This window comes from Pseudoalteromonas aurantia 208, from assembly GCF_014858725.1.
GTDB classification, from domain to species: domain Bacteria; phylum Pseudomonadota; class Gammaproteobacteria; order Enterobacterales; family Alteromonadaceae; genus Pseudoalteromonas; species Pseudoalteromonas aurantia.
This window is the reverse complement of record NZ_AQGV01000012.1, coordinates 2,165,583-2,190,950: the sequence shown is the minus strand read 5'-3', so window position 1 is coordinate 2,190,950 and position 25,368 is coordinate 2,165,583. Positions and strand designations below refer to the sequence as shown.

Below are 25,368 nucleotides of genomic sequence, written 5' to 3'. Positions count from 1 at the left end.
AGTTTAGGATTGTAGGTTTTTTTTAACATTATGAAATTAATGTTTTTATTTGTTTTTCTGTATTCTGCTATGTCATCAAAGCGAGATTTATTGATGGTAGTGACTTGTTTATCACGAGTGATGACCATACACTATTATACAAGGTTGAAAGTCATTTATATTTGAGCTTGGAGCTTTATAAACGTGCAGTTTCCTAAGTGGTTTATTATATCTGTGTTGTGTGTATTGTTATGTTTAATAGCAAACGCACCGCTTGGTTATGCATCCACTGAGTTAAGTTACCAACAACAGCTTATTATTTTTGATGAATCTAATCAAAGCGAGATTGAGCCAGATGAATTCACGGCTTCAGAACTTTTACAACCCAACCATGTTCAATATCCTGAGTGTGATAAGCCGTGCTTAGTAGCACAAAATTTTGATAGACATACGATTTATATAATACGAGCGCCGCCTATAATTTAAGCAAAAAACATAATACATTTTTTTGTCAGCTTAAATTATTAATAGGCGGTAGTATGTCAGTTTATACTTCAATTAACACTCAAAGTTTATCTAAGTATGACCAAGTTGGTTGGTTGTTACATAATGATGCTCAGTTGTCATTAGACAGTCCTGCATTTCAGGCTATGCATTGCTTCAACTTAATACCAGTGCAAGTGATCGAAGGGGGTATTAATTTAAATGAGGCTGCGCTCATTTTAGATAAAACGCATATACGTACGAGTTTTGTTATTGATCAGCAAAGCTTAATACAAGGTATGATTTCAAGAGCGCGTTTATCCAGTCGTCACATATTAAAAATAGCAACTAAGTTAAGACTCAAACGTCACGAGCTTACAGTATCTCAAGTAATGATCACTTTGCCACAATTACATAGCATATCAAGCCATATTGTCACTCAGTTACAAATTGGTGATATTTTAAAGACGATGGAAAGTGCAGGTCATGAATATTTATTAGTAACCGATGAAGAGAATGGTCAGCTTTGTGGATATTTTGACTTAATCAATTTGTCAAAAATGATCAAACGACCATTAAATCAAGCAAAGCAGGCGAACACTTTTAGTGAAATTGTTGACTCTTTGTGGCACCACACTGAAATATAACGTATTTCCAACCATAGGGCGTACAGTCGTGCCAGATGGTTAGATTGTCCAAAAGTAATGTAAATTAAAGAAAAGCCAAGGCGCCATTAGGCGCCTTTTTCATGAATGTAACTATCGGGAAAACATCACTTGCCATCGTTTAGCGTACCAAATGAACATAGGTACTTGTAATATGATAAACGTCAGTAAGGTGAACCAAAACCAGTTTACATTAAATGCGAGTAAGGTGAAGCTAAGAGTTGTGTTCATGAAGCTTGTTCCAATTACAAGCAGCGATACACTGAGTGCCATTACATCTTGCATCAATATCTTACGTAAACAATTACCAGCAAAGCTTGGGTTCAGTAATCCATAGGCAATGACCAGCACTATCATATTTAGTGTGAGCACCGCGAACTCAATACCCATTAAATTTATGCCTTTTATAATTAGTGATTATTCAAACAAGCTATCGACCTATAAAGTGAATACTTTAGAAAAATCATGATTTATTTTTAGCAAAAGTCAGTATCAAGAAAAGAAACTGAATGATAACAAGAGTAGATGTACCTTTTTGTACGTAAGAGTGAATGCTTTTGTTAAAATAAATCGATAAAATGTTTGCTGTCAATACAAGTTTTTTTGCTTTTTTTTGCTTTTCATTGAGTGCTCTTGAAGATGTTTTTATGATATATCAGTATGTTTTAGATGGTTTTAATTTTTACTTCGGTATTTATTATTGCATTTGATAAACTATTTTGTAATAAAACATAATATTTACATATATGTTTTTTTTGTGTAGTTTAATTCTTATCGGAACAGAAACAAGTTCATCGGGTGCTTGTGGAAAATGAAAAGGTAATCACATGGGAAAAGCTGCGCGTTTGGCTACAATTGTTACGGCACAGCAAACGATAAAAGAGCAGAGTAATTTATATTATTTACGAAGTATTTTACTCATGCTGGAAGTTGAGTGTGTTTTTTCATTGAATCTTGATATGGCTATTGAGCAAGTCTCAGATGACAATATTCATGATGTCGTGTTTATTGATATGGTTGGGGTTAAATGGAATGAGTATATCCCTGCAAATATAAGTGCACTTGCAAAACGAAACTCTATTGTATTAGTAAATGTAAAAGAGACAGCAGTGTCTGAAAGGAGCGCATTGCTGGCGGGTATTAAAGGTGTGATTTATGATACTGATACGCCTGATGTACAGCTAAAAAGTATCCGTTCTATTATCGATGGTGAGTTGTGGTTTCGTCGAAGCATAATTAGTAGCACATTCTCAGAGTTGTTATCGGAACATTTACAAACAAAAAATATAACACCTGCTGCAGAGATTGATGAAACGCAATATAACTTAACTAAGCGTGAGAAAACAATTATTAAGCTGATTGCAGAAGGGGCTCAGAATAAGGAAATAGCCAACAAATTGCATATTAGTGATCATACGGTAAAAACACACTTATATAGTGCTTTTAAGAAGACAAAATCGCGTAATCGCATCGAGTTACTTAATTGGGCCAGACAGTTTTTCCCCGATGCGTTAACTCGTTACCATACTAACTGAGTTTTTTAGGTGACCAAATTCCTTTTTTGATACCACTTTGAATTAAGTTTACCAGCGCTTTTTCAATCGCCTGCTTTACACAAATATGCATAGGTTCGTTATTTGTGTAGCCGGCTTCAGCTTCGGCTAAGCGCTTATAACTAACGAAACGGAAAAATCCAGCTCTAACCTCATGGCTCAACACCGTTTTGGTTGTTGCAACTGATGTGAGAACAACCCCAGTTCTTACGTCAACAGCACGCATATAGATAGAAATAACATCTTCTCGGTATAATTCAGAAGTGCTTATACCAAAATATTCGGCCCCTAGACCGCCGGTTTTTGTGTTGGAATCGTAACTAATAATACCACCTTCAATCAGTATTTTTGCTGTTTTCAATGGAGGAAGTTTATTCTTTGCGCCTGTATTGCTGTCTTGCGCAGCTCGTATTATTTTTCGCTCTGTTAAGATATTTTGTAAACCTTCTCGCTCAACAGGTATAAACCAATCTGTTTCATTGAGTGCTTGTACTAATATAGCTGAAGCACCTTGTGTTACAGCCGTCGAAAATGAGCTTACATTAGCAATTGGCTTATATTGACCTGTTTGGTCTCGAAATGAGTAGACCGATACAGGGATACTCCCCATCGGTTCAGGTAGCGTTTGCAATTCGGAGAACGTATCTGTTTGTTCTAATGTTTGGGCTATTTTAATATCCGGGGGAAGCACTTGCGATATGTTTGAACAGGCTACAGTGCACCCTAATAGTATAGTCATCATTATTATTTTTATTGTGTACTTTATCATGGGTTAAACCTAGGTACTTCGATGGTCACAATCTCACCATCAATTAAATTAGTGATCTGTACAGTGATACTGTCAGAGTTGCTGGTGATCATCTTAATTTCGTAGTCACCACTTATAAAAGTTGAGTCTTGTCCGAATACATTATCAGCTGGGTTTTCACCAAATGCGAGGTCAGTGAGCTCTCGAACGATTTTATTGATGTATGAACGCTCTAATGACTCTTGTAATCGTTCCGCATACGTCTTTTCTGTTGTATGAGCTTTATGCTTATTCTGAGATTGTGCCTTATTCATGAGCATGCTGGCATTGAGAGGGCTGCCGCCAAAGCTCGGGTTTATTGGCGTATAGACCAATTCACTTGCCAGTAAGTGTGGTGAGATGAATAGGGTAGTAATGAGTATTTTTTTCATATTAAAGACCACTGCTTGCCATGTCTTGGTTAAATTCACTGAAGTTGTTTGATGCGATGAGGTTGACCAGCGTAATGGCTGCCTGCTCGACTTGTTCATCAATCGGTTTGAGTCGTCTCCCCATAAATGTTTGATAAACTATTTTGTTATTGAGCTCAACTTTTAAAACTGTCCCAGCACGAGGAATTAAAGTTTCTTTTATAACAACACTTGCACCTGATGTATTGGGGATATCTTGCCACAACATGCTTAATTGATAATAAAACTCGTATCCAGATCGGCTAATGCTTTGATCTAATAAAAAACCACCAATATCTTCTTGTGCACGAATGGAATTGGAGGTAGAAATAATTATGAAAAAGAAAATTTTCAGTACTGCATTCATAATAATGACTCTTAAATTGTATGAAAGCAGCACGGGAGCTGCCCGCACTGCCTTGTCATACTCTATTACTTTTGTGTTACTGTCGTTGTATTAAAGTCGCCAACTTGCGTAATTGAAACATCGCCATTTAATTGAGACATACCACCTTCGACAAGGTTACCAGTACCTGTTTGGTTGATTGTTAAGCTCAGCTCATTGCCAGCCAATAGGAATGCCCCACCATCGATACCTGAGACCATGTTCATGTCTCCAATTTGTGCAATGTCAATGCTATTACCTGTGCCTTCAAGCATTAAGTCTATGGCATTTAGGCCACCATCTTGTACAAATGTAACTGTGTTGTCGTTACTTGCAATTACACTACTAAGTGTAACGCTCACGTCATTCTCACTGCCTGTTTGTGTTACATCAATAGTGTTGTTAGACGTTTCTAATGATGTATCAGGGTAAGAGGTTTGGATTGTTGCGTGGTTTAAATCCCCACCAGTTTGAGCAATCGAGAATGTGTTATTTGAGCCATTAAAATTTGCGATATGGCTATTGTTTTCATTGCCATCTTGCATCGTTGAGAAGGTATTATTATCACCAATAACACCTAAATAGGCTTTGTTATCATCGCCTTTTTGTCGAACATCAAAGTCATTGTCGTTACCTTGTATATCCAATTCTAGCGTATTGGTATTACCAACTTGATTTGCAACAACTTCGTTATCATTGCCTTCAAATAAGCCACTTGTTAGCGTATTGTTATCGCCATTTTGTTCAAGTGATAGGTTATTATCATCTCCTGTTACAGCTGCAAACTCTAACTTATTGCTATCGCCAATTTGTTCAACTTTAATGTCATTGTCGTCACCAACAATGGCTTCAACGGTTAGACGGTTTCGGTCGCCTTCTTGTTCAAATTCAATTTCGTTTTCGTGTCCTTCTAGGCTATCAACCGTTGCAACATTCCAAAACCCATCTTGCTCGACATCAATTTCATTATCATCGCCTTGAATGCTATTTAAATGAACCTCGCCCCATTCGCCATTTTGGGTAACGTTAATTTCATTTTCGTTACCTTGTAAATCTCTCACAAATGTCCAATGACCACCGTCGCCTTGTTCAATGCTAAGTTTGTTGTCAGTACCGTTGATATTAGTGATTACTTGACTACCAATGTTACCCAAGCCCGCTAAGCCGTCTTGAGTAATCGCAAGCATATTCGCGTCACCGGTAATGTTGATTTGTGTTTTAGCATCACTGCCATTTTGATTATTGGCAAGGTGGTTATCGTTACCAGTGATGGTGGTCGTTTGTAAGTTATTGTCACCGGCTTGTACACTGCTCAGCTGGTTATCGTCACCGGTGACAGTAATTTGTGCACCATTGACAGTACCTGTTTGTGTTACAGAAACGGCATTGCCTATAGAAGGGTTAGTAGACGTTTGACTGATCTCCACTTTATTTTGTTGTGCATTTGCCATAAAGTCTGAGTGAATTGTATTGCCTGTGTCTTTTGAATCAGCAGCAAGTGCTGCATTACCATAACCAAGAGCAAGCGCAATGGCACATGTAATGAGTGATTTTTTTAGCATAGTAATATCCTGTTCTATATTGAATTATTTTGTAACGCTGACGTTCACTATCATATCGTTACCTTGCTGATGGATAACGAATGCGTGTTCGCCTAATTGCGTTAGGTTGACGATATTTGCATCACCTTCTTGTATAATTACAGCAGAGTTATTACTGCCTTGCTGTAGTAAGTTGATGGTGTTATTTGATCCTACTTGTGTAATGTTTGCGAGGTTGTATCTCCCAAGCTGTAATACATTCACGGAGTTCAAATCGTCACTAGATTGATATATTGTTGCTTTATTAAATGTACCGTTTTGTTGAACTAGCGCACTGGTGTGTTGAGCCCTAGCTAAAAAAGACGGGTGTATGCTTATTGATAGTGGAGATTCTTGTAAGTCATGGCTATTGGCACTGATTTTTAACGATACAAAAAACAAATACAATACACAAAGAGCAACACACTTTTGCATTGGCAAGAGTAATTGTTGATGTGCATTGTCCTTTGAGTTTTTTGTTAACATTTTATTTTTCGTGTGTTCACTTATGACCTGAACTCACTGTAATAAAGCAGTAACCTATAATATATAGGTAATTTTATTGAATTATTTATTGTTTTAAATCAATTGATTGGTGTTTTTTGTGTTAGGTTTTTAAATTTTCAGTCAAAAAGGATGGCTTTTTTGGCATGATAGCTAAGAAGTAGACTCATACTATTTTGTTAAAAAAATGTATTTTTTAAATGTGCTAATCAGTTTTTACTGTTTTTCATATTTACGCTTGCAGCATCAATTTTTTTAATGTTATCTATTAGTCGTTGCTTATTTTATTGCTTGTTGTAAGGCGTGCTGACCTTACACGTGATAGCACTCTGTTTTTTACAGGTGTTCGCGAAAACGAGTATGTTATTGATATTGAGAGATCCGAAAACGAGTGTGACGAACACTAAAAATTAATTTAAATAATATTTAAATGGTGGGCAAAACCATTTTGAGTATTATGAGAAAATACTGGATCTAACAATGAAATTAAAACTATCTGCTTTGACGCTTGCGTTACTACCGTGTTTTTCGCAAGCTGCTATCAACGTTGTAACTGATACTGAACATTCAAGTGCAACAAATGACTCTGTTATTGTTGTATTTAAAGAAAGTGCAACCAAAGCGCAAAGGTTGGCCGCTCGTCAATTAGTCAGCGCAAAAATTACCGATGTAAATAAAGACGAAATAGACGACGGCTACAAGCACGTCTTAAAAGGTCGCTTAGCTGAATTTAAACTAGATAAAAAGAATCCAAAAGCCGTTATAAAGGCACTTTCTGAACATGAAGCAGTGCAGTATGTTGAGCCAAATTACCGACTAACAATTCAAGGTACTCCAGATGACCCTAAGTTTTCTGAGCTTTGGGGCCTTCATAATACAGGTCAAACAGGCGGTACAGCTGATGCAGATATTGATGCCGTAGAGGCATGGGATATTTCAGTGGGTAGTCGTGATGTTGTGGTAGGGGTTATTGATACAGGTGTTGATCATACTCACCCAGACCTCACTGCCAATATGTGGATCAATCCAAATGAGATAGCTGGAGACGGTATTGACAATGATAACAACGGTTATATTGATGACATGCATGGGATCAATGCGATAACAGATGTAGGTGACCCTATGGATGACCAAGGCCATGGTACACATGTATCGGGTACGATTGGTGCGGTTGGTAACGATGGCGTAGGTGTTGTTGGTGTAAATCAACAGGTATCCATAGTTGGTTGTAAATTCTTAGATGCGTCAGGCAGTGGTTCATCAGCAAATGCAATAAAATGTATCGATTATTTAGTGGGCTTAAGAAATGCTGGTGTTGACGTCAGAGTCTCTAATAATAGCTGGGGCGGCGGTGGTTTTAGCCAAGCAATGTCAGATGCATTAACCAGTTCAGAAGAAGCGGGCATTTTATTCGTAGCAGCAGCAGGTAATAGCGCGGTTGATAATGATACTAACCCACACTACCCATCAAGCTATGAGCATGCATCAATATTGTCAATTGCCAGCACAACACATACTGATGCTATGTCGAGCTTCTCGCAATGGGGCTTGACCAGTGTTGATTTAGGTGCACCTGGCTCAGCGATTGTGTCAACAGTCCCTGGCGGTGGTTATGATAGTTACTCTGGTACTTCCATGGCTACTCCACATGTTGCTGGCGCTGCAGCATTAGCGTTATCTGTTAACCCTGATTTAACGACCGCAGAGTTAAAAGAGTTACTTATGAACTCTGGTGATGATAATGCAGCTTTAAACGGAAAGACCGTGTCAGGCAAACGCTTGAATGTCGCAACCGCGTTGGAAGAAGCTGATCCAACGCCAGGCTTCAGACTATCAGCAACGCCTGTATCGCAAGAAATTACTGCGGGTGAAACAGCTTCTTATACTTTTGAAGTTGCGTCAGTTGCAGGATGGAGTGGTGATATTAGCTTGGCTGTAACAAGTGATTTAGCCGGGGCTGTGTTATCAACAAGCACAGTGCAGCCAGGCGGCTCATTCACATTAACAGCGCCAACAACAGCGGATACTCAATGGGGCAGCTACTCATTTACTGTTGAAGCAACCAGTGGTGATTTGCGTAAAGACAGTCAATTATCTTTATATGTAAACCCTCAAGGATTAACTGAGTTTGATTATAGTAATAATGAGAAAGTTGATATTCCAGATAATGATCCTACAGGTGCATCTTCTATCATCAATGTGTCAGACGAAGTAACCATATTTGGTTCAGACACATTAGTTGATATATCACATACTTATATTGGTGACTTGGTTGTTACGCTAACCTCACCAGCAGGAACTACCGCAACATTACATAATAAAGCAGGCGGTGGCGCGGACGATATCAATCAATCCTTTGCATCCAGTGCATTTAATGGTGAAGTTGCACAAGGTGATTGGACACTAAAAGTGGTCGATACGTATGCTGAAGATACTGGGTCAATTAATCAGTGGGCATTAACACTGACAGGTCTTGGTGAAGTAGGTCCAAGAGCCCCTGAAGCAGATTTCTTAACTGTTGTAGATTCGTTACAAGTCAGCTTTTTTGACGGTAGCCGAGATGCAAATGATGACATTTCGACTTGGGCATGGGATTTCGGTGATGGCAATACATCATCAGAACAAAACCCTGTACATGTCTATGGCGCAACGGGTTTATATCCAGTGACGTTAACCGTAACAGATGCCACGGGATTGACTGATTCAAGATCTATGGATGTGGTGGTTGCCGGTGATTCAGATACTGCACCAGAGCTAAAAGTAAAGCGTGCAAACAAAACAAGGTTGGGTTTTGCTCGTATCGAATTATCATATCAAGGCGCGGCGACATCAACCGTTGATGTTTACCGTGATGGCGAGCTACTGGCGACGACTTTGAACACAGGTGCGTATCGTGATTTCATTCGTCGCGCTACACAAAGTCAATATGTATATAAAGTATGTACATCAGTTAACTCTGTAGACATTTGTTCTGAAGAAGTGACTGTTACTTTTAATTAATCACTCCCCAAGGTACAAAATAAGGCTCATATGAGCCTTATTTTTTTGGGGAATGGATCAACCACTGTTTCGCCTTTTCAATACAAAGAGATATTCGCAATCTTCTTTACCTCAGGTATAATCTTCGTCACTCAACATTGAGGTGGCTATGATCACTAAGAACCAATCCAAACTCTTGCGTGCTTTAGCGCAAAAAAAATACCGCAAACAGCATCAATTATATTTAGTTCAAGGAGAAAAGAATGTCCTTGAATTACTAGATGCAGGCCTGAAAATTGAACAACTATTTGCAACGGCAGAGTTTTTGTCTTGCTATCACCTAAAGTTGCAGGGCGTTAACGTAACAGAAGCGGATAGTGAAAGTTTAACAAAAGTAAGTACGTTAGTGAGTAATAGTGCAGCAATTGCTGTGGTGCCGTTTCCAAAGGGGAGCGAGATAGATACCTCAGGTATGGTTTTAGCTTTAGACGGTGTATCAGATCCTGGCAATCTGGGGACGATTATTCGTGTTGCTGATTGGTACGGATTAAAGCAAGTTATTGTCAGTGAAGATTGTGCCGATCATCTAAACCCAAAAGTGATCAGTGCAACGATGGGGTCTTTTGTTCGCGTTAATGTGGTGCGTTGTGATTTAACTGAGTTTTTAGCGTCTTACTCGGGTGCTATATATGGTGCGTATTTAAATGGCGAAAATGTACATAAAACGGTGTTTTCCACTCAGGGTGTACTCGTGATGGGAAGCGAATCTCACGGTATCCGAGAGCCCATAAGTAAGTACATAAATACACCTATAACCATCCCTGCGTTCGGTGTTGCGGAATCTCTTAATGTGGCAATGGCGACAGGGATTATTTTAGATAATATCAAACGTCACTAATAACTATGTTTTTGTTTGTACATATTCATATTAATGAGTAGCTAATTAGTATATGCGCTTAAGTAGTATTAAACTTGCGGGCTTTAAGTCTTTCGTTGAACCCACGAAAATTCCATTTGTTGATCAAATGACCTGTGTTGTTGGTCCCAATGGCTGCGGTAAGTCGAATGTTATTGATGCCGTACGATGGGTACTTGGTGAAAGCTCGGCGAAGAATTTGCGTGGTGATGCGATGACTGACGTAATTTTCAACGGCTCAACGAATCGAAAGCCTATATCACAAGCGTCAGTTGAGCTCATGTTTGATAACGCACAAGGTCGTTTACCAGGAACCCTGGCCGACCGAAGTAAGGTGTCTATTAAACGACTCGTAACGCGAGACGGTCAATCACTTTACTTTCTTAATGGCAGTAAATGTCGAAAACGTGATATCACGGATATTTTTCTTGGTACTGGCCTTGGGCCTCGTAGTTATGCCATTATTGAGCAAGGCATGATTTCGCGGCTGATCGAGAGTAAACCACAAGAGTTGCGTACTTTTTTAGAGGAAGCGGCTGGGGTATCAAAATATAAAGAGCGCCGGCGTGAAACTCAAACTCGAATTAAAAGTACCAGAGAAAATTTAGAACGTCTACTCGATGTCCGGAAAGAGTTGCAATTACAGCTAGGTAGGCTTGCAATACAAGCAAAAGATGCAAAATCATACCGTACACTTAAACAGCAAGAACGCACTTATAAAGGGCAACTTGCGGTGCTTAAATGGCAAAATTTTCACGAAAAACAGCAACAAAAATTACATCATATAGAAAAGGTACGCTCAGAAATCGATTTTTTGAACGTTGCGCATAGTGGGCATAACGATATTTTGGCAACCCTTGATACCCAAATTGCGCAGCTTACAGATAGTGTGGCTGAACAAAGTCAGAGCCTGCATAAAACACATACTAGTTTGACTAAAGCAGAACAACAAAAAATACATTTTATAGACAAATCTCGCGGCTTACAGGCGCAAATAGATAAACACCGTAAAAGTGTCATAGAAGAGCGTGCGCAGCTAGAAATCAATCAAGCTGATATTGTTGTGCTAGATGGGGCGTTACAAGACTGTGTAAACAGTGTGCTTGCATCACATACTCAATTAGAAAAGTTAGAAGTATATTGTCAGCAGGTATTGCAAGAGTTTCAGAGCGTTGAAGCGCACCAACAGCAGTTGGCCGACGAAGTAGCACGTGCGCAATCATCTCATATTAAAGCGGAGCAGCAGTATACACAATGCCAGCAGCATGAAAAGTATATAGTAGAAAAGTATCGCGAATGTGAAGTGCAATTACAAGTTTTAGGGCAAGAAGATCCAAGTAAAAAGCTTACAGATGTGCAACATGAATTAGCGGCGAAAACACGCCAGATTGCTAGGTTGCAAGCCTCAGTTCAAGACCAGCAAAACGTAACAGACACACTGACCGGTAATTTAAATGTGGCTAGACAGGCGTTTAATAGTCGCCAACAAAAGAATACAGCTTTAGTTGCAAGTATAGAGGCTCTGACTGGAGTACTAGATCCAGAAAACAGCGAGCCTTATGTTTCTTTACTGAGTGAATTAAGAGTGAAAGCAGGGTATGAAATACCTGTGGAAAGGGCATTACTTGGGTTAAATCATTTGAAAGTCACCACATCTGCTGCAGATGATGCAGTGTGGCCTGATGCTTCTGGTGTAATAAGTGGGTCTGTCGCGGAAGTTATTGTAGACGGTGTGTATCCAGCACTATTAAATCACATTCAGTTGTTAGCGCAAGGGGAGTCATTTAATCCCTCTCAGTTTTGGGTTTTGGGTGTCGATAGGGCTGGGACCTTATATGGAAAAAATTGGCGTGCGACGCTCAAACACACTGATTCAGATAGCTTGTTGAGCCAACATGCAAAGTTAAGGGCGTTGCAGCAACAAGTACCGCAAGCGGAATCTCAACTGACTAAGCTGGAAGAGGAAGTGGAGACTTTGATAGCCCAAAGGGCACAAAGCGCCCATGCTGAAGTTGTTGATAAGGAAGAAATACACGCTTTAGCGCAACAAGTTGCAGGATTGCAATCACGCCACGAAATGCTCAAATCAGCCGTGGAACAGTGGCATGAAAGTTATGCCATGCTGGAAAAAAAACAAGCTGAGTTGTCAGGTCAGTTACGTACTGAACAAGCTGCATTAGCCAAACTACAAACAGCATATGAACAATCGCAAGCACGTTTATCACAGCATCAACTGCACATTACAGCCTCTAAAGCCGATTACGAGCTAAAAGCACAATCTCAGCAGCATGTGCTGCGCGACAAAGATCGTGTATTAGCGAATGTACACGCACAAACCTTGAAAGAACAGCAAGCTAGAAATACCCTGCAACTAGCACAATCAAAAGTTGACCATGTGCAAAAAAGTCTTGATGTGGCACATGAAAGGGCGCAAGGGTTATTGGATGAGCAGCAATTACTTCAGGAGCCTATGCTTGATGTCGATGAGCAAATTGTCAGCTTATTGGCCGAGCAGACAAAACAACAGGCTGCTATCGATTCACTGACTGTACAATTACAAGCAGCGAAAACTCAGCTACAACAAAAGCAGGTGAGTTTAAAGGGATCAAGCAGTGAAGTGTCTCGACTTAAAGAGTTATTGCAAAAGCATCTGCTAGAGGAACAAGGGCTGGCGATTAAAGCACAAGCGGCGTTAGAGCCCCTTGAGGCATTAGAGCAAGACTTGCAAAAAGTACAGGCCAACTTATTTGATGGCGCACATATTTCGGGTTTACAAACTATGTTAAACCAGACGGCTTCTTCATTAAATGAACTCGGTGCGGTTAATTTAGCCGCCATTACAGAATTTGATGAGGCTGCGCAGAGAAAAACTTATTTGGATGATCAACTGGATGATTTAACATCGGCACTAAAGACATTAGAGAATGCAATCCGCAAAATAGATAAAGAGACGAAAATACGATTTAAAACCACATTTGACCAAATAAATGATGACTTAAAAGAGTTATTTCCTAAAGTTTTTGGCGGAGGTAGTGCATACTTAGAACTGACAAGTGATGACTTATTAGAAAGTGGCGTCAGTATCATGGCGAGGCCACCGGGAAAGAAAAACTCCACAATTCATTTGCTAAGTGGTGGAGAAAAAGCGCTGACCGCATTATCATTGGTATTTTCTATATTTAGACTGAATCCAGCACCTTTTTGTATGTTAGATGAAGTTGATGCACCGTTAGATGATGCCAATGTTGGACGCTTTTGTCGTTTAGTGGAGGAAATGTCACATTCGGTGCAATTTATATACATCAGTCATAATAAAATAGCGATGGAAATGGCTGGTAGGCTGACGGGGGTAACTATGGCGGAACCTGGTGTTTCGAGAATGGTTGCCGTTGACGTAGAACAAGCAGTGCAGATGGCACAAGCATGAGAATAAAAAGGTGAGCAATGGCCACAGAATTGAGATGGGCGCTAATCGTGATCAGCGCGTTAGTAATTGGTGGATTACTGATCCATGGTTTATGGTCTGTTCGCAAAAAGGAACAGCCACAAGAACAGCAACGAGAAAAAGAGCTTGAACCTGTGCAAACAGACTCTTTGCGAAATAATGATGAGCCTGACATGGGTGAAATGAATTTTGCGGCTGTTGATGAGGGAACTGTCATAAATAGCTCTGAAGAAGATACGAATGAGCACTCTCAAAATGTGTCAACAGACAGTGAGACTGAAACGCCAACGACAGGCGCTTCAGAGCACTCATCACAAGAACCAAGTGATTTTATTATATTGCATATAGCGATGCCTGAAGGGCTGACAATGGCTGGTTCTCGTTTGTTACCAACAGTATTGAGTTTGGGTTTTAAGTATTCAGATGAAGGCTTTTTTAATCGTCATGTAGAGCCTTCAGGTAATGGGCCAGTGCTATTTCGTTTAGTTAATATGTTTAACCCAGGCACATTCGATATAGACAATATGGAACAGTTTGGTACTGCGGGTGTGAGCTTATTTATGACGCTGCCATGTGAAGGTGATAGTTTAGCCGCTTTTAACATGTTGCATGGTGCGGCTAAAAAGTTAGCAGATGAGTTTGGCGCGACAGTGTTAGATAGCAATCGAGAGCCCTTGTCTGTGAACGCTGTGCGTGCCTACGTAGAAAAAGTACGTGAATACGCAGCATAGTTAAAGTTTAGGCGCCATCGCCGTTTTTATAAGCCACGAGTTGCAGCCGCGCACACTCGTGGCTTTTGTTTTTCCAGAGGTTGAGATGTCAGAGTCAATTAATAAACAAATTCAGTTATTAAAGCAGCAATTAGAGGAACATAATTATCAGTATTATGTGCTAGACAACCCTTCTATTCCCGATGCTGAGTATGATCGTATCATGCGTGAACTAATGGCATTAGAGCAAGCTCACCCTGAGTATCTAACTCCAGATTCACCTTCACAAAAAGTAGGCGGTGAAGCACTTGGTAAGTTTGAGCAAGTTAATCATCAGGTGCCTATGTTATCGTTAGATAATGCATTTGATGAATCAGAGTTCAGCGCATTTAACCGTCGCATCAAAGAGCGATTGCTTGAAAGTAAAGAGTTAGAGTTTTGTTGTGAACCCAAGTTAGATGGGTTAGCGGTGTCTATTTTGTATAGAAATGGTGCGCTTGTACAAGCCGCTACACGTGGTGATGGGCAAGTAGGTGAGAATATAACGGCGAATGTTAAAACGATACGCAATATTCCACTGCGTTTGCGGGGAGACAATATTCCTGAAGAAGTTGAAGTGCGTGGTGAAGTATTTATGGATAGCGCAGGGTTTGCACGTTTAAATGAAACGGCAGCCGCGAAAGACGAGAAAACGTTTGCAAACCCTAGAAATGCAGCCGCAGGGAGCTTGAGGCAACTCGACTCCAAGGTCACAGCTAAAAGACCTCTGATGATGTACGCTTACTCTATGGGGGTTGTCACTGGGGTTGATTTACCAGAAACGCATTTTTCGCAGCTTGAACAGTTGAAAGCATGGGGACTGCCTATGTGTCCAGAAACAAAGTTGGTTTCTGGAGCACAGTCTGCATTGGCATATTATCAAGATATTATGCAGCGTCGTACAGAGTTACCCTATGAGATTGATGGGGTCGTTATTAAAGTGAATGACAAGGCTTATCAACAGCAGTTGGGCTTTGTTGCGCGAGCACCGAGGTGGGCGATTGCATTTAAGTTTCCAGCTCAGGAAGAAATCACGCAGCTACTTGATGTGGAATTTCAGGTAGGCCGAACGGGGGCAATTACACCCGTCGCACGCCTTGAGCCCGTATTTGTGGGAGGAGTGACTGTGTCTAACGCGACTTTGCACAACCGTGACGAGGTTGAACGATTAGGCGTTAAAATTGGTGATACTGTCATTGTGCGCAGAGCAGGGGATGTGATCCCACAAGTGACGCAAGTCGTGTTAGAGCGGCGTCCGAATGATGTAAAAGACATTATATTTCCTGATTCATGCCCAGTGTGTAGTTCTCATGTTGAGCGAGTAGAAGGAGAGGCTACAACGCGATGTACCGGTGGTTTAGTATGCCAAGCACAACGAAAGCAAGCCATTAAGCATTTTGCATCGCGCAAAGCGTTAGATATTGATGGCTTAGGGGATAAAATTGTCGAGCAGCTGGTTGACCGAGAGCTGATACATACACCTGCTGATTTGTTCATATTAAAGCAAGGGCATTTTGAATCATTAGAACGTATGGGGCCAAAATCAGCGAAAAATTTGGTGGCTGCGTTAGAGGACGCCAAAACAACGACTTTGGCCAAATTTCTTTATGCGCTCGGTATTAGGGAAGTCGGTGAGGCAACGGCACAAAATCTTGCCAATCATTACTTAACGCTTGAAAAAGTCTCAGTAGCCACCATTGATAGTTTACAAGAAGTCAGTGATGTGGGCGTTATTGTTGCGCAGCATTTACATGCCTTTTTTAATGAATCGCACAATCAAACCGTCGTGAGTGCGCTTATTGAAGTCGGTGTTAACTGGCCAGACATCGCTGAAAAGTCATCATTAAGTCAACCGCTTGAAGGGCTGACCTATGTGCTGACAGGGACTTTAACTCAGCTAAATCGTAATGATGCTAAAGCACGCTTACAAGCACTCGGTGCGAAAGTGTCAGGCAGTGTTTCTAAAAATACTCATGCGCTCGTTGCAGGTGAAAAGGCGGGGTCTAAATTAACGAAAGCACAAGATTTAGGCATTGATGTGCTCGATGAAGATGCACTTGTTGCATTATTTTCTGAGCACGAATAATTGAAACTGAAGCGTTACCAGTAATGACTCATTAATAGTGGGCTCCTTGCTGGTGGCTGGAGTGTTGTTATGAAGCAATATGGCCCAGAGTATTGGGATAAATATGGCGTGTATAGAACCCCAATTGGATTTAATCTTACTCTGTTAGTATTACTACGTGCTTACTTGTTGTGGATTTTTTCTGCGGTAGCTAGGCGGCCTGATTTAGATTTTATGTCACTATTTTTTCAGTCCAAACAACACTTTTTTGTCTCTTTGGCCATTGGCACAATTGCCTTGGTCCCGACGGTCATTTTCTCATTGCGCAGGCCAACAAGTTCGCAAGTGTTGGCTAAATACTGGCGGTATATGCGTTGGCCTTTACTCATCACGGCAGCAGCTGACCTAATATGGTTAATTTTGCAAGCATCACAAAGTTACTATCAATTTTCATTTTATTTAGCGGTGCAGATGGTGATGCTGTTATGGGTGATTTTGTATTTAGTGAAAAGCCGTTATTTGGTCTGTTTTTTCAATGACTGGCCAGAACCCGAAAGTAAATTAAAAACCTAGAGGTCTTATTGTACGGGTGTAACGGAGTATATTGATTGTAATAAGGTAGATGGTGAGTCTGTTGATATTGATGTTATGGCTTGGTGGGGCCTATCACAGATGTACAACAGAAGCCGTTTTATGTCGATACGTGGTGTGTGTAATGTGGATCAGGGGTATTTGGCGCTGCACACGCCTAACGAGTTATTTTCAGAGGGCGTGAGGGCAACATTTGACGGCTAAATAGTGCCTTTGTCAGTACTGATCAAAGTATACTCAATGATTTATAGTGCAAAAGCTGAGCACCAGTTACGGCGTAAATATCATAGTGCTGTTTATTGTGTTAGCTCGGCTCAAAAAAACAGATGTGATTGACTTACTCTCCAAGAATGGGCTGTGGAGACTCTGGTATTGGGTTTACGCTTGTTTGTTTCATCAGAGGAGCATTATCAGTATTATGATATGACTGATCCGCCCTGACTTTTGTATGACTCGAATTCAGCCGCAGCTTGAGTGTTTAGCAAATGAATTTCCAAATTATTTTAATGATGGATTAATTAACTGAGGTAATAAACATGCTTAAATGGCGCGATATATTAAGATTCAGTAATGAAGGCAACCCAACACCTTCGCGCAGAGTCGAAAAAACAGCGGCTCAGTGGCAATCTCAATTACCAGAAGAGGTATATTATATTACGCGAAACAAGGGCACGGAACGGCCCTTTAGTGGCGGTAGTTGTACTTTATTTGAGCCTGGTAAATATGGCTGTGTATGTTGTGATAACCTGTTATTTGATGCGCGAGAGAAGTTTGATAGTGGCTCTGGTTGGCCTTCATTTACGCAACCTGCAACTGAAAATGCAATTGCGTATATTGGCGATGACTCACATGCGATGCAACGTATTGAGATCGTATGCAATGTATGTGATGCTCATTTAGGGCATGTTTTCCCTGATGGGCCAAAGCCTAGTGGCTTAAGGTACTGTGTTAATGCGCTTTCAATGGTAAAAGTGTCAGATTAATCCACTGATAAGCCCATTTCTTTAAGTTGGGCTATTAGTTTATCCAATCGAGTGATTTGTTCGGGTTCTAATGTACTGCTGCTGTTCAATGTTGAAATGCACTTTTTTGCCAATGCTGAATTGAATGTTTGGCCATTCTTACCCGTGTTATCAAGCAAACATTGCAGGAGGTTAAGGGCAATGCTCGCGTTTTTTGGCATAATCCGAAAAGCTTGTGAAAATGCTTCTAAAGCCATATCAAGATGGCCACGATTAAATTGATTGACCGCGTGATTGTTTAACTCTTTTGGACCCATGGTGATATCACGACGTTCACTTTGCTGCTGCTGAATATAATGCATGGTAATAGGATCACTTACATTATCGTGGCGTTCACAATGTGCCACAATTTGCGCGAACAGCTCTTGAGCTTTGTGGTGGAACCCCAGTTCATGGTACGCCTTCGCTTTATCCAAGGAAGCGTCAACTGAGCGTATGGATGGCTCATCTTCTAATTGCTCAATGAGTTTTCGGGCGTTTCTACTTTCATCTTTTAAATAATGAATACGAGCATTAAGTACATCTATTTGCGCTTGATTATCAGCGTTTGGGAATTGCTTTTTTAGTTCACCCAAATATTGCTGAGTTTGCCGGGTAATACGGCTGATCTGTTCAGTTTGGTCTGTGCTTAAGGCGAAGTCGATTCCGGCTCTCACAGTGTTTAGATATATTTCGGGGTTATCATGAATTGAATGCTTAGCGTATTGGGCGATGTCTTTTTGTGCATGATAGCTGCGTTCATAGTCGTGGTTTATCAAAGCAATGCGGCTTAGAGACTTTTGTCTATCAATATTACGGGGGGCAATTTTGGATGCTTCACTTAAGAAGCCCTGAGCCGTTTCAAACTGGCTTAACTTAATTTCTAATCGCCCAAGTAGGTCTAGGGCAATTAAACGTGTCTCAGAGCGCTCAAGCATGGTTTTAAGCATACGCTGAGCAAGCGCATCTTCGTTATTAGCTATAAGTGCTTCGATAAGTCCAATTTTTGCCCATGTAAATTTCTGTACATTCAAGGCTGATTTATAAAATTGTTTTGCATCTTTAACTCGGCCAAGGCGCAGTAATGCTTCCCCTTTGAGTTTTAGTAAAATAGGGCTGTGGGTATGTCCACGCTTATCGAGTTCTGCATCAATGAACCTAACCGCTTTTGAATCATTGCCATCATCAATAAAGGTGTAGATTTTTTTTAAAGATTGTTTACGTTTAAGAACGCGCTCAATCCTACTTCGAAGTTCTTTGATAGTGAATGGCTTTACTAGAAAGTCATCCGGTTGCAATTCAATAACACTGTGGACCAATTCTCCACTGGTTTCGGCGGATACAAAAATAAAGGAAGTGGCATTTCTGACAAGGCGTTTACTTTTTAACTCTTCGTAAAGTTGATAACCATCTTGACGTTTAGTTAAATCAAAAGAGCAAATGACGAGGTCAAATTTATCAATTCGGCAGTGTTCTATCGCGGCTTGTGCATGTTCAGCAAATTTCAGGTTACGAAAATCTAACTGCTCTAGTGAGCGCTTCATATGGCTAAGCGCCAAAGGTTGCTCTTCAACAATTAAGATTTTGGTGTTGATAAATGGCTGAACACTCATGCAAATGAATAACTTATAATAAATAGTGCTGTGAATAGTTTAGTCGGTTAATGCGTTTTTTGAAATAGCTTTTATGTGGACAAAAAAATTTAATTCGCGTAATTGATTCAGCGAAAAATATAGCTGAAAAGAGAGATGAAGTATAAGGGTAAAAAGGATTCTAAACCTATATGTGGTGGGTGATACTGGACTTGAACCAGTGACCCTCGCCTTGTAAGGGCGATGCTCTCCCAACTGAGCTAATCACCCACATATAGTTTTTTGATTATTTGGTGGGTGATACTGGACTTGAACCAGTGACCCTCGCCTTGTAAGGGCGATGCTCTCCCAACTGAGCTAATCACCCAAATAATCAATATTTGCAACCACCATAATAAAAATGGTGGGTCGTACTGGACTTGAACCAGTGACCCTCGCCTTGTAAGGGCGATGCTCTCCCAACTGAGCTAACGACCCGCAAATGTTTCTAAAATGGTGGGTCGTACTGGACTTGAACCAGTGACCCTCGCCTTGTAAGGGCGATGCTCTCCCAACTGAGCTAACGACCCATTTTAGAATTGCAAAATAACCTGATGTCCACAAAAAGTGGTGGGTGATACTGGACTTGAACCAGTGACCCTCGCCTTGTAAGGGCGATGCTCTCCCAACTGAGCTAATCACCCAGATTATAATCCTATTTGGTGGGTCGTACTGGACTTGAACCAGTGACCCTCGCCTTGTAAGGGCGATGCTCTCCCAACTGAGCTAACGACCCAAATAGAATATTTAGATAATGGTGGGTCGTACTGGACTTGAACCAGTGACCCTCGCCTTGTAAGGGCGATGCTCTCCCAACTGAGCTAACGACCCATATCTAAATCAACAACGTTTGCTGCGTCATTGTGGGGCGCTATTATAGGGAGACTTGAAATAGAGTCAACACTTGAAGTTACAAAATTAGTTTATATGCGGTTTTTATCGCCAATTTTCTTTAGCTCTTCATTTATTACCTATAGGGAATTTATTTTTTAGTTGAATTGAGAAGGCGCTCAATGTTGCTGCAATATGGAGTATGCCATTAGCTTTTACGTGTTGTTTTTATAGCCATTTGTTGTCACTCTTGCCGATTAGGTAGGGGTTAATCTATAAGTTGGCAGTATTGAGCTTCATATGAATGAGCAGCATAGAGGTGCCAATGAGTAAGAATTATCTAGGGGCTGTTGAACTTTGCTGTTCTATTTTTGTTCTCTTTTATCGCGGCGCTTAATGTGGCTTAGTAATCTAAGCGAATATTAAGCAACAAAGAGAAAGGGGTGCTCAAAAGAACCGGTAGGCAGCGCTTGATTGGCTTTTCTACTGTGTTATCGGCTGACTCACATGGAATAACCATGCCACGCAACCTCTGCCTTGTATAAAACCCAATCAAACGGCTGCAAAAATGAACCTGAAAGATCAACAGCCCCTAATCAGTAAGAGTAACTATAACGAGTAAAGCAACACGGGGAGGTCAACAAGAAGCACGCATAAATAGCGCAGCTTGTTACGGTGTCATTTTTTGAGCTGAGTCGTGTAATAGCCGCCGTATTTGTTAATGGCTGGCGAACCACTTTACTTTGATGTTGGGAGTTAAATTGATTGTGGTTACGTGAATCGTGAAAGTATTCCTCTGAATCGGCATTCTCTATTTATGGTGGAGAGCTGGTTACCTATAGAAGTGGAATGGCTTCATAGGTGATAGAAGAGAGGGCTATGGGTACTTACGCATACTTTCATTGGCCAATGACTGTAAATAAAATGAATCAATCGGGTGCTTACTGTTGGATTATCATGTTAAATCACTCATATACTTATGATTGATTATTACTTGAGTGGACTATTGGTAGTTTTTTGAACAAAAACAAGGGTTTTAATTGAAACATGATGGTGGTGTGGTTATATTAGCACCAAGTTGGTGGTTTTTAGAACGCTCGATAAAAAGTTCCGTGAAAACTGTTGACTTTGTTTGTGTGCCTGCATAGAATGCGGCCCGCACTCAGCGATACAGACACGAAAGATTAATCTTTCAAAGTTTGCTAGGTTTGGGGCTATAGCTCAGCTGGGAGAGCGCTTCGCTGGCAGCGAAGAGGTCTGCGGTTCGATCCCGCATAGCTCCACCAAATTATCATAGTGCATTGTCCTAGAGTACACATTTAAGTGTCCCCATCGTCTAGAGGCCTAGGACACCGCCCTTTCACGGCGGTAACAGGGGTTCGAATCCCCTTGGGGACGCCATCTATTTATTAGATGATGTCATTGCTGTAAATTCTCGAGTAATTTATAGTAAACAAACTCATATGGTGAGAGTTTAAATAACCAGTCCTAGTGACACAGATATTTTTCTGCAATTAAGAGTAAGGTCATTCGCCTCACAGGCTCGGTCTCATCTAACGCAGAAATAGCAAAAATTATTTGCAAAAAAATTTCTGCGTCCCCATCGTCTAGAGGCCTAGGACACCGCCCTTTCACGGCGGTAACAGGGGTTCGAATCCCCTTGGGGACGCCACTTTACTTCGGTAGGGTACGTTAAACTCATATGGTGAGAGTTAAAATAGCCAGTCCTAGTGACACAGATTTATCATCTTAAATGATACATTGTGTCCCCATCGTCTAGAGGCCTAGGACACCGCCCTTTCACGGCGGTAACAGGGGTTCGAATCCCCTTGGGGACGCCACTTTACTCCGGTAGGGTACGTTAAACTCATATGGTGCGAGTTAAAATAGCCAGTCCTAGTGACACAGATTTTATTCTGCAATTAAGAATAAGGCCATTAGCCTCACAGGTTTGGTCTCATCTAACGCAGAAATAGCAAATAATAATTTGCAAATCAATTTCTGCGTCCCCATCGTCTAGAGGCCTAGGACACCGCCCTTTCACGGCGGTAACAGGGGTTCGAATCCCCTTGGGGACGCCACTTTACTTCGGTAGAGTACGTTAAACTCATATGGTGCGAGTTAAAATAGCCAGTCCTAGTGACACAGATATTTTTCTGCAATTAAGAGTAAGGTCATTCGCCTCACAGGCTCGGTCTCATCTAACGCAGAAATAGCAAATAATTATTTGCAAATCAATTTCTGCGTCCCCATCGTCTAGAGGCCTAGGACACCGCCCTTTCACGGCGGTAACAGGGGTTCGAATCCCCTTGGGGACGCCACTTTACTTCGGTAGAGTACGTTAAACTCATATGGTGCGAGTTAAAATAGCCAGTCCTAGTGACACAGATATTTTTCTGCAATTAAGAGTAAGGTCATTCGCCTCACAGGCTCGGTCTCATCTAACGCAGAAATAGCAAATAATTATTTGCAAATCAATTTCTGCGTCCCCATCGTCTAGAGGCCTAGGACACCGCCCTTTCACGGCGGTAACAGGGGTTCGAATCCCCTTGGGGACGCCATATCTTCTTTCTTCTTAAGATTCATAAACCTCATTAAATTTAATCATTTAAATTACTTTTCGGTAATTTTATTTATTTCTGCTAGCTTTAATCATGCGTCTGCTTTTTGCTTGTTTAAATATTAATCTAAGTGTTGCTGTTTTTGATCCGCAACAAAGTTTTCTTAGTTTTTGTCACATTCAGGCTAAAGTAATGATTTATTATTGTTTTTTAATCGTTTGAGTGAAGACTATGGCAACAGGAAGATCCGACTATACCAATCGAGAATATGATTACCCAAATACCTATAACTTACTCTCTACTACCAATGTAAATGGTCAAATCAAATACGCCAATAAACAATTTTGTGAAGTAGCAGGGTTTGAACTAAAAGATTTGGAAGGGAAACCACATAATATTGTACGACATCCCACTATGCCCAAAGTTGCGTTTAAGAACTTATGGGATTTTATTGGCTCAGGAAAGCCTTGGATGGGGATGGTAAAAAATCGTTGTAAAAACGGCGACCATTATTGGGTGAATGCTTATGTAACACCAATTGCAGATAAAAACGGGAAAATAGTAGAGTATCAGTCAGTTAGGACCAAACCTGACAGAAATGTAGTGAATAGAGCTGAAAAAGTCTATGCACAACTAAATAATGGCACACCACCTGAATCAATTGCTAGGCAATCATGGTCACTATCTAGTCAAATGATAGCAATTATTATCGCGTTTTATGTACTCACATTATTTTTAACATCGTTAGCTTCTCCTTGGTCTTATATATTGGAGACGGTTCTTGTGATAGGTATTATTGCGTTAACGTATTCTCGTTTAGCGCCAATTAGAGTGTTGAGTGAAAAAGCAAAGAAAGTATATGACAACCCGCTTATGCAAAAAATTTATCTAGATCGCGTTAATGATATTAGTGCCATTGAACTGGCGCTGTTAGCCAGAGAATCCGAGTTAAGGGCTGTGTTAGGTCGAGTAAAAGATTCAAGTAGTACAGTAACAGAGCATGCTGATGAAACGGTGGCTGAATGTAATCGCAGTGCCGACTTATTAAACTCTCAGCAAGCTCAAACTGGGTCGTTAGCAACAGCCATTAATGAGATGACGGCCACCATTGCCGAAATTGCCAGTAATACAACCAATGCGGCGTCTCAATCAGAGTCCGCATTAGAATCGGTTAAGGCTGGAAGCATGGCTGTTAACGAAAATATGGAGAACAACTATGCACTTTCGGAAGAACTATCAAAAACCCAAAAAGATATAGAAGATTTAAACGCGCAAACCGTTAACATTGGCGGGGTTGTTGACGTTATCCGTGGGATATCTGAACAAACAAACTTACTCGCGTTAAATGCGGCGATTGAAGCGGCAAGAGCAGGTGAGCAGGGAAGAGGGTTTGCGGTTGTGGCTGATGAAGTAAGAGCTCTTGCACAAAGAACTCAAGAATCTACTAAAGAAATTGACAGTATCATAGCGGATCTTCGCCAACGCGCTGAGCGTGCCGTGGGTGCAATTCAAAATGGTGTTGATAAGTCAGGGGAATGTGTTAGTAAAGCTGAAGGGACGAAACACAGCTTGGAGAGTATTAATGCACTCGTAAATGATATTTCAAGTTTGAACTACCAAATAGCGACGTCAACAGAAGAAATGTCGGGGGTATCGAATGAGCTCAATAACAATGCAGTGACCATTTCACAGTTAGCGAATGACTCGCTTGAAAGCTCAGATAGAACACTAAAAACCATGTCAGATACGCAAACTTCTTTGGTTGACCAAGAGAGTTTAGTGGATCAGTTTATGGCAAAATTTATTCGATAGAGTTTTTGCATACCAGTAGGGCCTGCATGATTTCAGGCTCTTCTTAATTTACTGTATATTTTTATCGTTGCTGGCCGACGCGAGTTGGGTAAAGATTAGTGCTATTTTTCAGTCAGATAAAGTTTCACATTTGTACTGATGTATTTATAGTGGGGACTTTTCCTTGTCTGAAGTATTGTCTCTTTTGTTCAATAATTCATTTTTTACTTCCTTTAGCATAACGGTTATCAGCCTAAGGTAACTTAATAGCGGTGCTCTGTACTTTTATAAATCAAATATACCGGTAATTTTTAATCTGGTTAATGAATCATTTAGCCCGTTAAAAGAACAATATTTTTGTTAATTTGGTAAAATAAAAGCGCTGAATTTTAGCACCTGACTTAGGGCTGCAGAGCTTAATTTCAATCTATAGATCATAAAAAACTCTTTGGCTAGCGAACA

At 40.7% G+C, this 25,368-nt stretch carries 17 protein-coding genes and 14 tRNA genes; 17 read left to right on the top strand and 14 right to left on the bottom strand.

Translation table 11 applies throughout. The annotated features are described in order from the left end of the window. The first annotated feature begins 518 nt into the window (after nucleotides 1-518). Nucleotides 519-1,109 (top strand): CBS domain-containing protein, encoded by a 591-nt coding sequence (locus PAUR_RS13365; RefSeq protein WP_192508192.1) that lies wholly within the window; start codon nucleotides 519-521, stop codon nucleotides 1,107-1,109. 111 nt (nucleotides 1,110-1,220) lie between these two features. On the opposite strand, the gene PAUR_RS13360 is transcribed toward PAUR_RS13365, so the two are convergent. Continuing rightward, nucleotides 1,221-1,517, bottom strand: coding sequence for a hypothetical protein (locus PAUR_RS13360; protein ID WP_192508191.1), 297 nt, complete (start codon nucleotides 1,515-1,517; stop codon nucleotides 1,221-1,223). Between the two features lie 437 nt (nucleotides 1,518-1,954). On the opposite strand from PAUR_RS13360, the gene PAUR_RS13355 reads away from it, so the two are divergent. Beyond that, nucleotides 1,955-2,662: a helix-turn-helix transcriptional regulator gene (locus PAUR_RS13355; RefSeq protein ID WP_192508190.1), complete on the top strand. Its 708-nt coding sequence runs from the start codon at nucleotides 1,955-1,957 to the stop codon at nucleotides 2,660-2,662. On the opposite strand, the gene PAUR_RS13350 is transcribed toward PAUR_RS13355, so the two are convergent. The 5 genes from PAUR_RS13350 to PAUR_RS13330 all read right to left on the bottom strand — a co-directional run bounded on the left by PAUR_RS13350 (nucleotide 2,655) and on the right by PAUR_RS13330 (nucleotide 6,328). Beyond that, entirely contained in the window at nucleotides 2,655-3,422 is a 768-nt protein-coding gene (locus PAUR_RS13350; protein WP_404821687.1) for a CsgG/HfaB family protein, read from the bottom strand. The genes PAUR_RS13355 and PAUR_RS13350 overlap by 8 nt on opposite strands. A 23-nt stretch (nucleotides 3,423-3,445) precedes the next feature. Further along, nucleotides 3,446-3,859, bottom strand: coding sequence for a curli assembly protein CsgF (locus PAUR_RS13345; RefSeq protein ID WP_192508188.1), 414 nt, complete (start codon nucleotides 3,857-3,859; stop codon nucleotides 3,446-3,448). A 1-nt stretch (nucleotide 3,860) separates the two neighbouring features. Next, entirely contained in the window at nucleotides 3,861-4,244 is a 384-nt protein-coding gene (locus PAUR_RS13340) for a CsgE family curli-type amyloid fiber assembly protein (protein WP_192508187.1), read from the bottom strand. A 65-nt stretch (nucleotides 4,245-4,309) separates the two neighbouring features. After that, nucleotides 4,310-5,824, bottom strand: coding sequence for a curlin (locus PAUR_RS13335; protein WP_192508186.1), 1,515 nt, complete (start codon nucleotides 5,822-5,824; stop codon nucleotides 4,310-4,312). A 24-nt stretch (nucleotides 5,825-5,848) separates the two neighbouring features. Further along, complete coding sequence (locus PAUR_RS13330) at nucleotides 5,849-6,328, bottom strand: curlin subunit CsgB (protein WP_192508185.1); 480 nt, start codon at nucleotides 6,326-6,328, stop codon at nucleotides 5,849-5,851. 498 nt (nucleotides 6,329-6,826) lie between these two features. Between PAUR_RS13330 and PAUR_RS13325 the strand changes: the two genes are divergently transcribed. From PAUR_RS13325 to msrB, 7 genes are all read left to right on the top strand, one after another. Continuing rightward, a complete protein-coding gene (locus PAUR_RS13325; RefSeq protein WP_192508184.1) occupies nucleotides 6,827-9,346 on the top strand; it encodes a S8 family serine peptidase in 2,520 nt (839 codons plus the stop codon). 148 nt (nucleotides 9,347-9,494) lie between these two features. Then, on the top strand, nucleotides 9,495-10,223 hold the full coding sequence (locus PAUR_RS13320) for an RNA methyltransferase (protein WP_192508183.1): 729 nt from the start codon (nucleotides 9,495-9,497) through the stop codon (nucleotides 10,221-10,223). 52 nt (nucleotides 10,224-10,275) lie between these two features. After that, entirely contained in the window at nucleotides 10,276-13,668 is a 3,393-nt protein-coding gene (locus PAUR_RS13315) for a chromosome segregation SMC family protein (protein ID WP_192508182.1), read from the top strand. Between the two features lie 17 nt (nucleotides 13,669-13,685). Further along, entirely contained in the window at nucleotides 13,686-14,417 is a 732-nt protein-coding gene (gene zipA, locus PAUR_RS13310) for a cell division protein ZipA (protein WP_192508181.1), read from the top strand. Nucleotides 14,418-14,502: 85 nt separating this feature from the next. Beyond that, on the top strand, nucleotides 14,503-16,521 hold the full coding sequence (gene ligA / locus PAUR_RS13305) for an NAD-dependent DNA ligase LigA (protein ID WP_192508180.1): 2,019 nt from the start codon (nucleotides 14,503-14,505) through the stop codon (nucleotides 16,519-16,521). Nucleotides 16,522-16,590: 69 nt separating this feature from the next. Beyond that, nucleotides 16,591-17,073 carry a DUF2919 domain-containing protein gene (locus tag PAUR_RS13300; protein WP_192508179.1) on the top strand — a complete coding sequence of 161 codons (483 nt, stop codon included), beginning with the start codon at nucleotides 16,591-16,593 and terminating at the stop codon, nucleotides 17,071-17,073. 554 nt (nucleotides 17,074-17,627) lie between these two features. Next, the gene (msrB, locus tag PAUR_RS13295; RefSeq protein ID WP_192508178.1) at nucleotides 17,628-18,074 is read left to right on the top strand and encodes a peptide-methionine (R)-S-oxide reductase MsrB; all 447 of its coding nucleotides are present in this window, start codon (nucleotides 17,628-17,630) and stop codon (nucleotides 18,072-18,074) included. On the opposite strand, the gene PAUR_RS13290 is transcribed toward msrB, so the two are convergent. The 8 genes from PAUR_RS13290 to PAUR_RS13255 all read right to left on the bottom strand — a co-directional run bounded on the left by PAUR_RS13290 (nucleotide 18,071) and on the right by PAUR_RS13255 (nucleotide 20,554). Further along, nucleotides 18,071-19,705, bottom strand: coding sequence for a tetratricopeptide repeat-containing response regulator (locus PAUR_RS13290; RefSeq protein ID WP_192508177.1), 1,635 nt, complete (start codon nucleotides 19,703-19,705; stop codon nucleotides 18,071-18,073). The genes msrB and PAUR_RS13290 overlap by 4 nt on opposite strands. 173 nt (nucleotides 19,706-19,878) lie before the next feature. Continuing rightward, nucleotides 19,879-19,954 (bottom strand) — tRNA-Val (locus PAUR_RS13285). 21 nt (nucleotides 19,955-19,975) lie between these two features. After that, nucleotides 19,976-20,051, bottom strand: a tRNA-Val gene (locus PAUR_RS13280). 34 nt (nucleotides 20,052-20,085) lie between these two features. Next, nucleotides 20,086-20,161 (bottom strand) — tRNA-Val (locus tag PAUR_RS13275). A gap of 16 nt (nucleotides 20,162-20,177) precedes the next feature. Continuing rightward, nucleotides 20,178-20,253, bottom strand: a tRNA-Val gene (locus tag PAUR_RS13270). A 38-nt stretch (nucleotides 20,254-20,291) separates the two neighbouring features. Continuing rightward, nucleotides 20,292-20,367 (bottom strand) — tRNA-Val (locus PAUR_RS13265). 16 nt (nucleotides 20,368-20,383) lie between these two features. After that, nucleotides 20,384-20,459, bottom strand: a tRNA-Val gene (locus tag PAUR_RS13260). Between the two features lie 19 nt (nucleotides 20,460-20,478). Continuing rightward, nucleotides 20,479-20,554 (bottom strand) — tRNA-Val (locus PAUR_RS13255). 1,210 nt (nucleotides 20,555-21,764) lie between these two features. Here PAUR_RS13255 and PAUR_RS13250 point away from each other — a divergent pair. The 8 genes from PAUR_RS13250 to PAUR_RS13215 all read left to right on the top strand — a co-directional run bounded on the left by PAUR_RS13250 (nucleotide 21,765) and on the right by PAUR_RS13215 (nucleotide 24,927). Beyond that, nucleotides 21,765-21,840, top strand: a tRNA-Ala gene (locus PAUR_RS13250). Between the two features lie 39 nt (nucleotides 21,841-21,879). Next, nucleotides 21,880-21,955: transfer RNA gene (locus tag PAUR_RS13245), tRNA-Glu, on the top strand. A gap of 195 nt (nucleotides 21,956-22,150) precedes the next feature. Continuing rightward, nucleotides 22,151-22,226: transfer RNA gene (locus PAUR_RS13240), tRNA-Glu, on the top strand. Nucleotides 22,227-22,319: 93 nt separating this feature from the next. Continuing rightward, nucleotides 22,320-22,395: transfer RNA gene (locus tag PAUR_RS13235), tRNA-Glu, on the top strand. A 164-nt stretch (nucleotides 22,396-22,559) separates the two neighbouring features. Continuing rightward, nucleotides 22,560-22,635, top strand: a tRNA-Glu gene (locus tag PAUR_RS13230). 164 nt (nucleotides 22,636-22,799) lie between these two features. Further along, nucleotides 22,800-22,875, top strand: a tRNA-Glu gene (locus PAUR_RS13225). 164 nt (nucleotides 22,876-23,039) lie between these two features. Further along, nucleotides 23,040-23,115 (top strand) — tRNA-Glu (locus tag PAUR_RS13220). A gap of 231 nt (nucleotides 23,116-23,346) precedes the next feature. Next, nucleotides 23,347-24,927 (top strand): methyl-accepting chemotaxis protein, encoded by a 1,581-nt coding sequence (locus tag PAUR_RS13215; RefSeq protein WP_192508176.1) that lies wholly within the window; start codon nucleotides 23,347-23,349, stop codon nucleotides 24,925-24,927. Nucleotides 24,928-25,368: the final 441 nt, after the last annotated feature.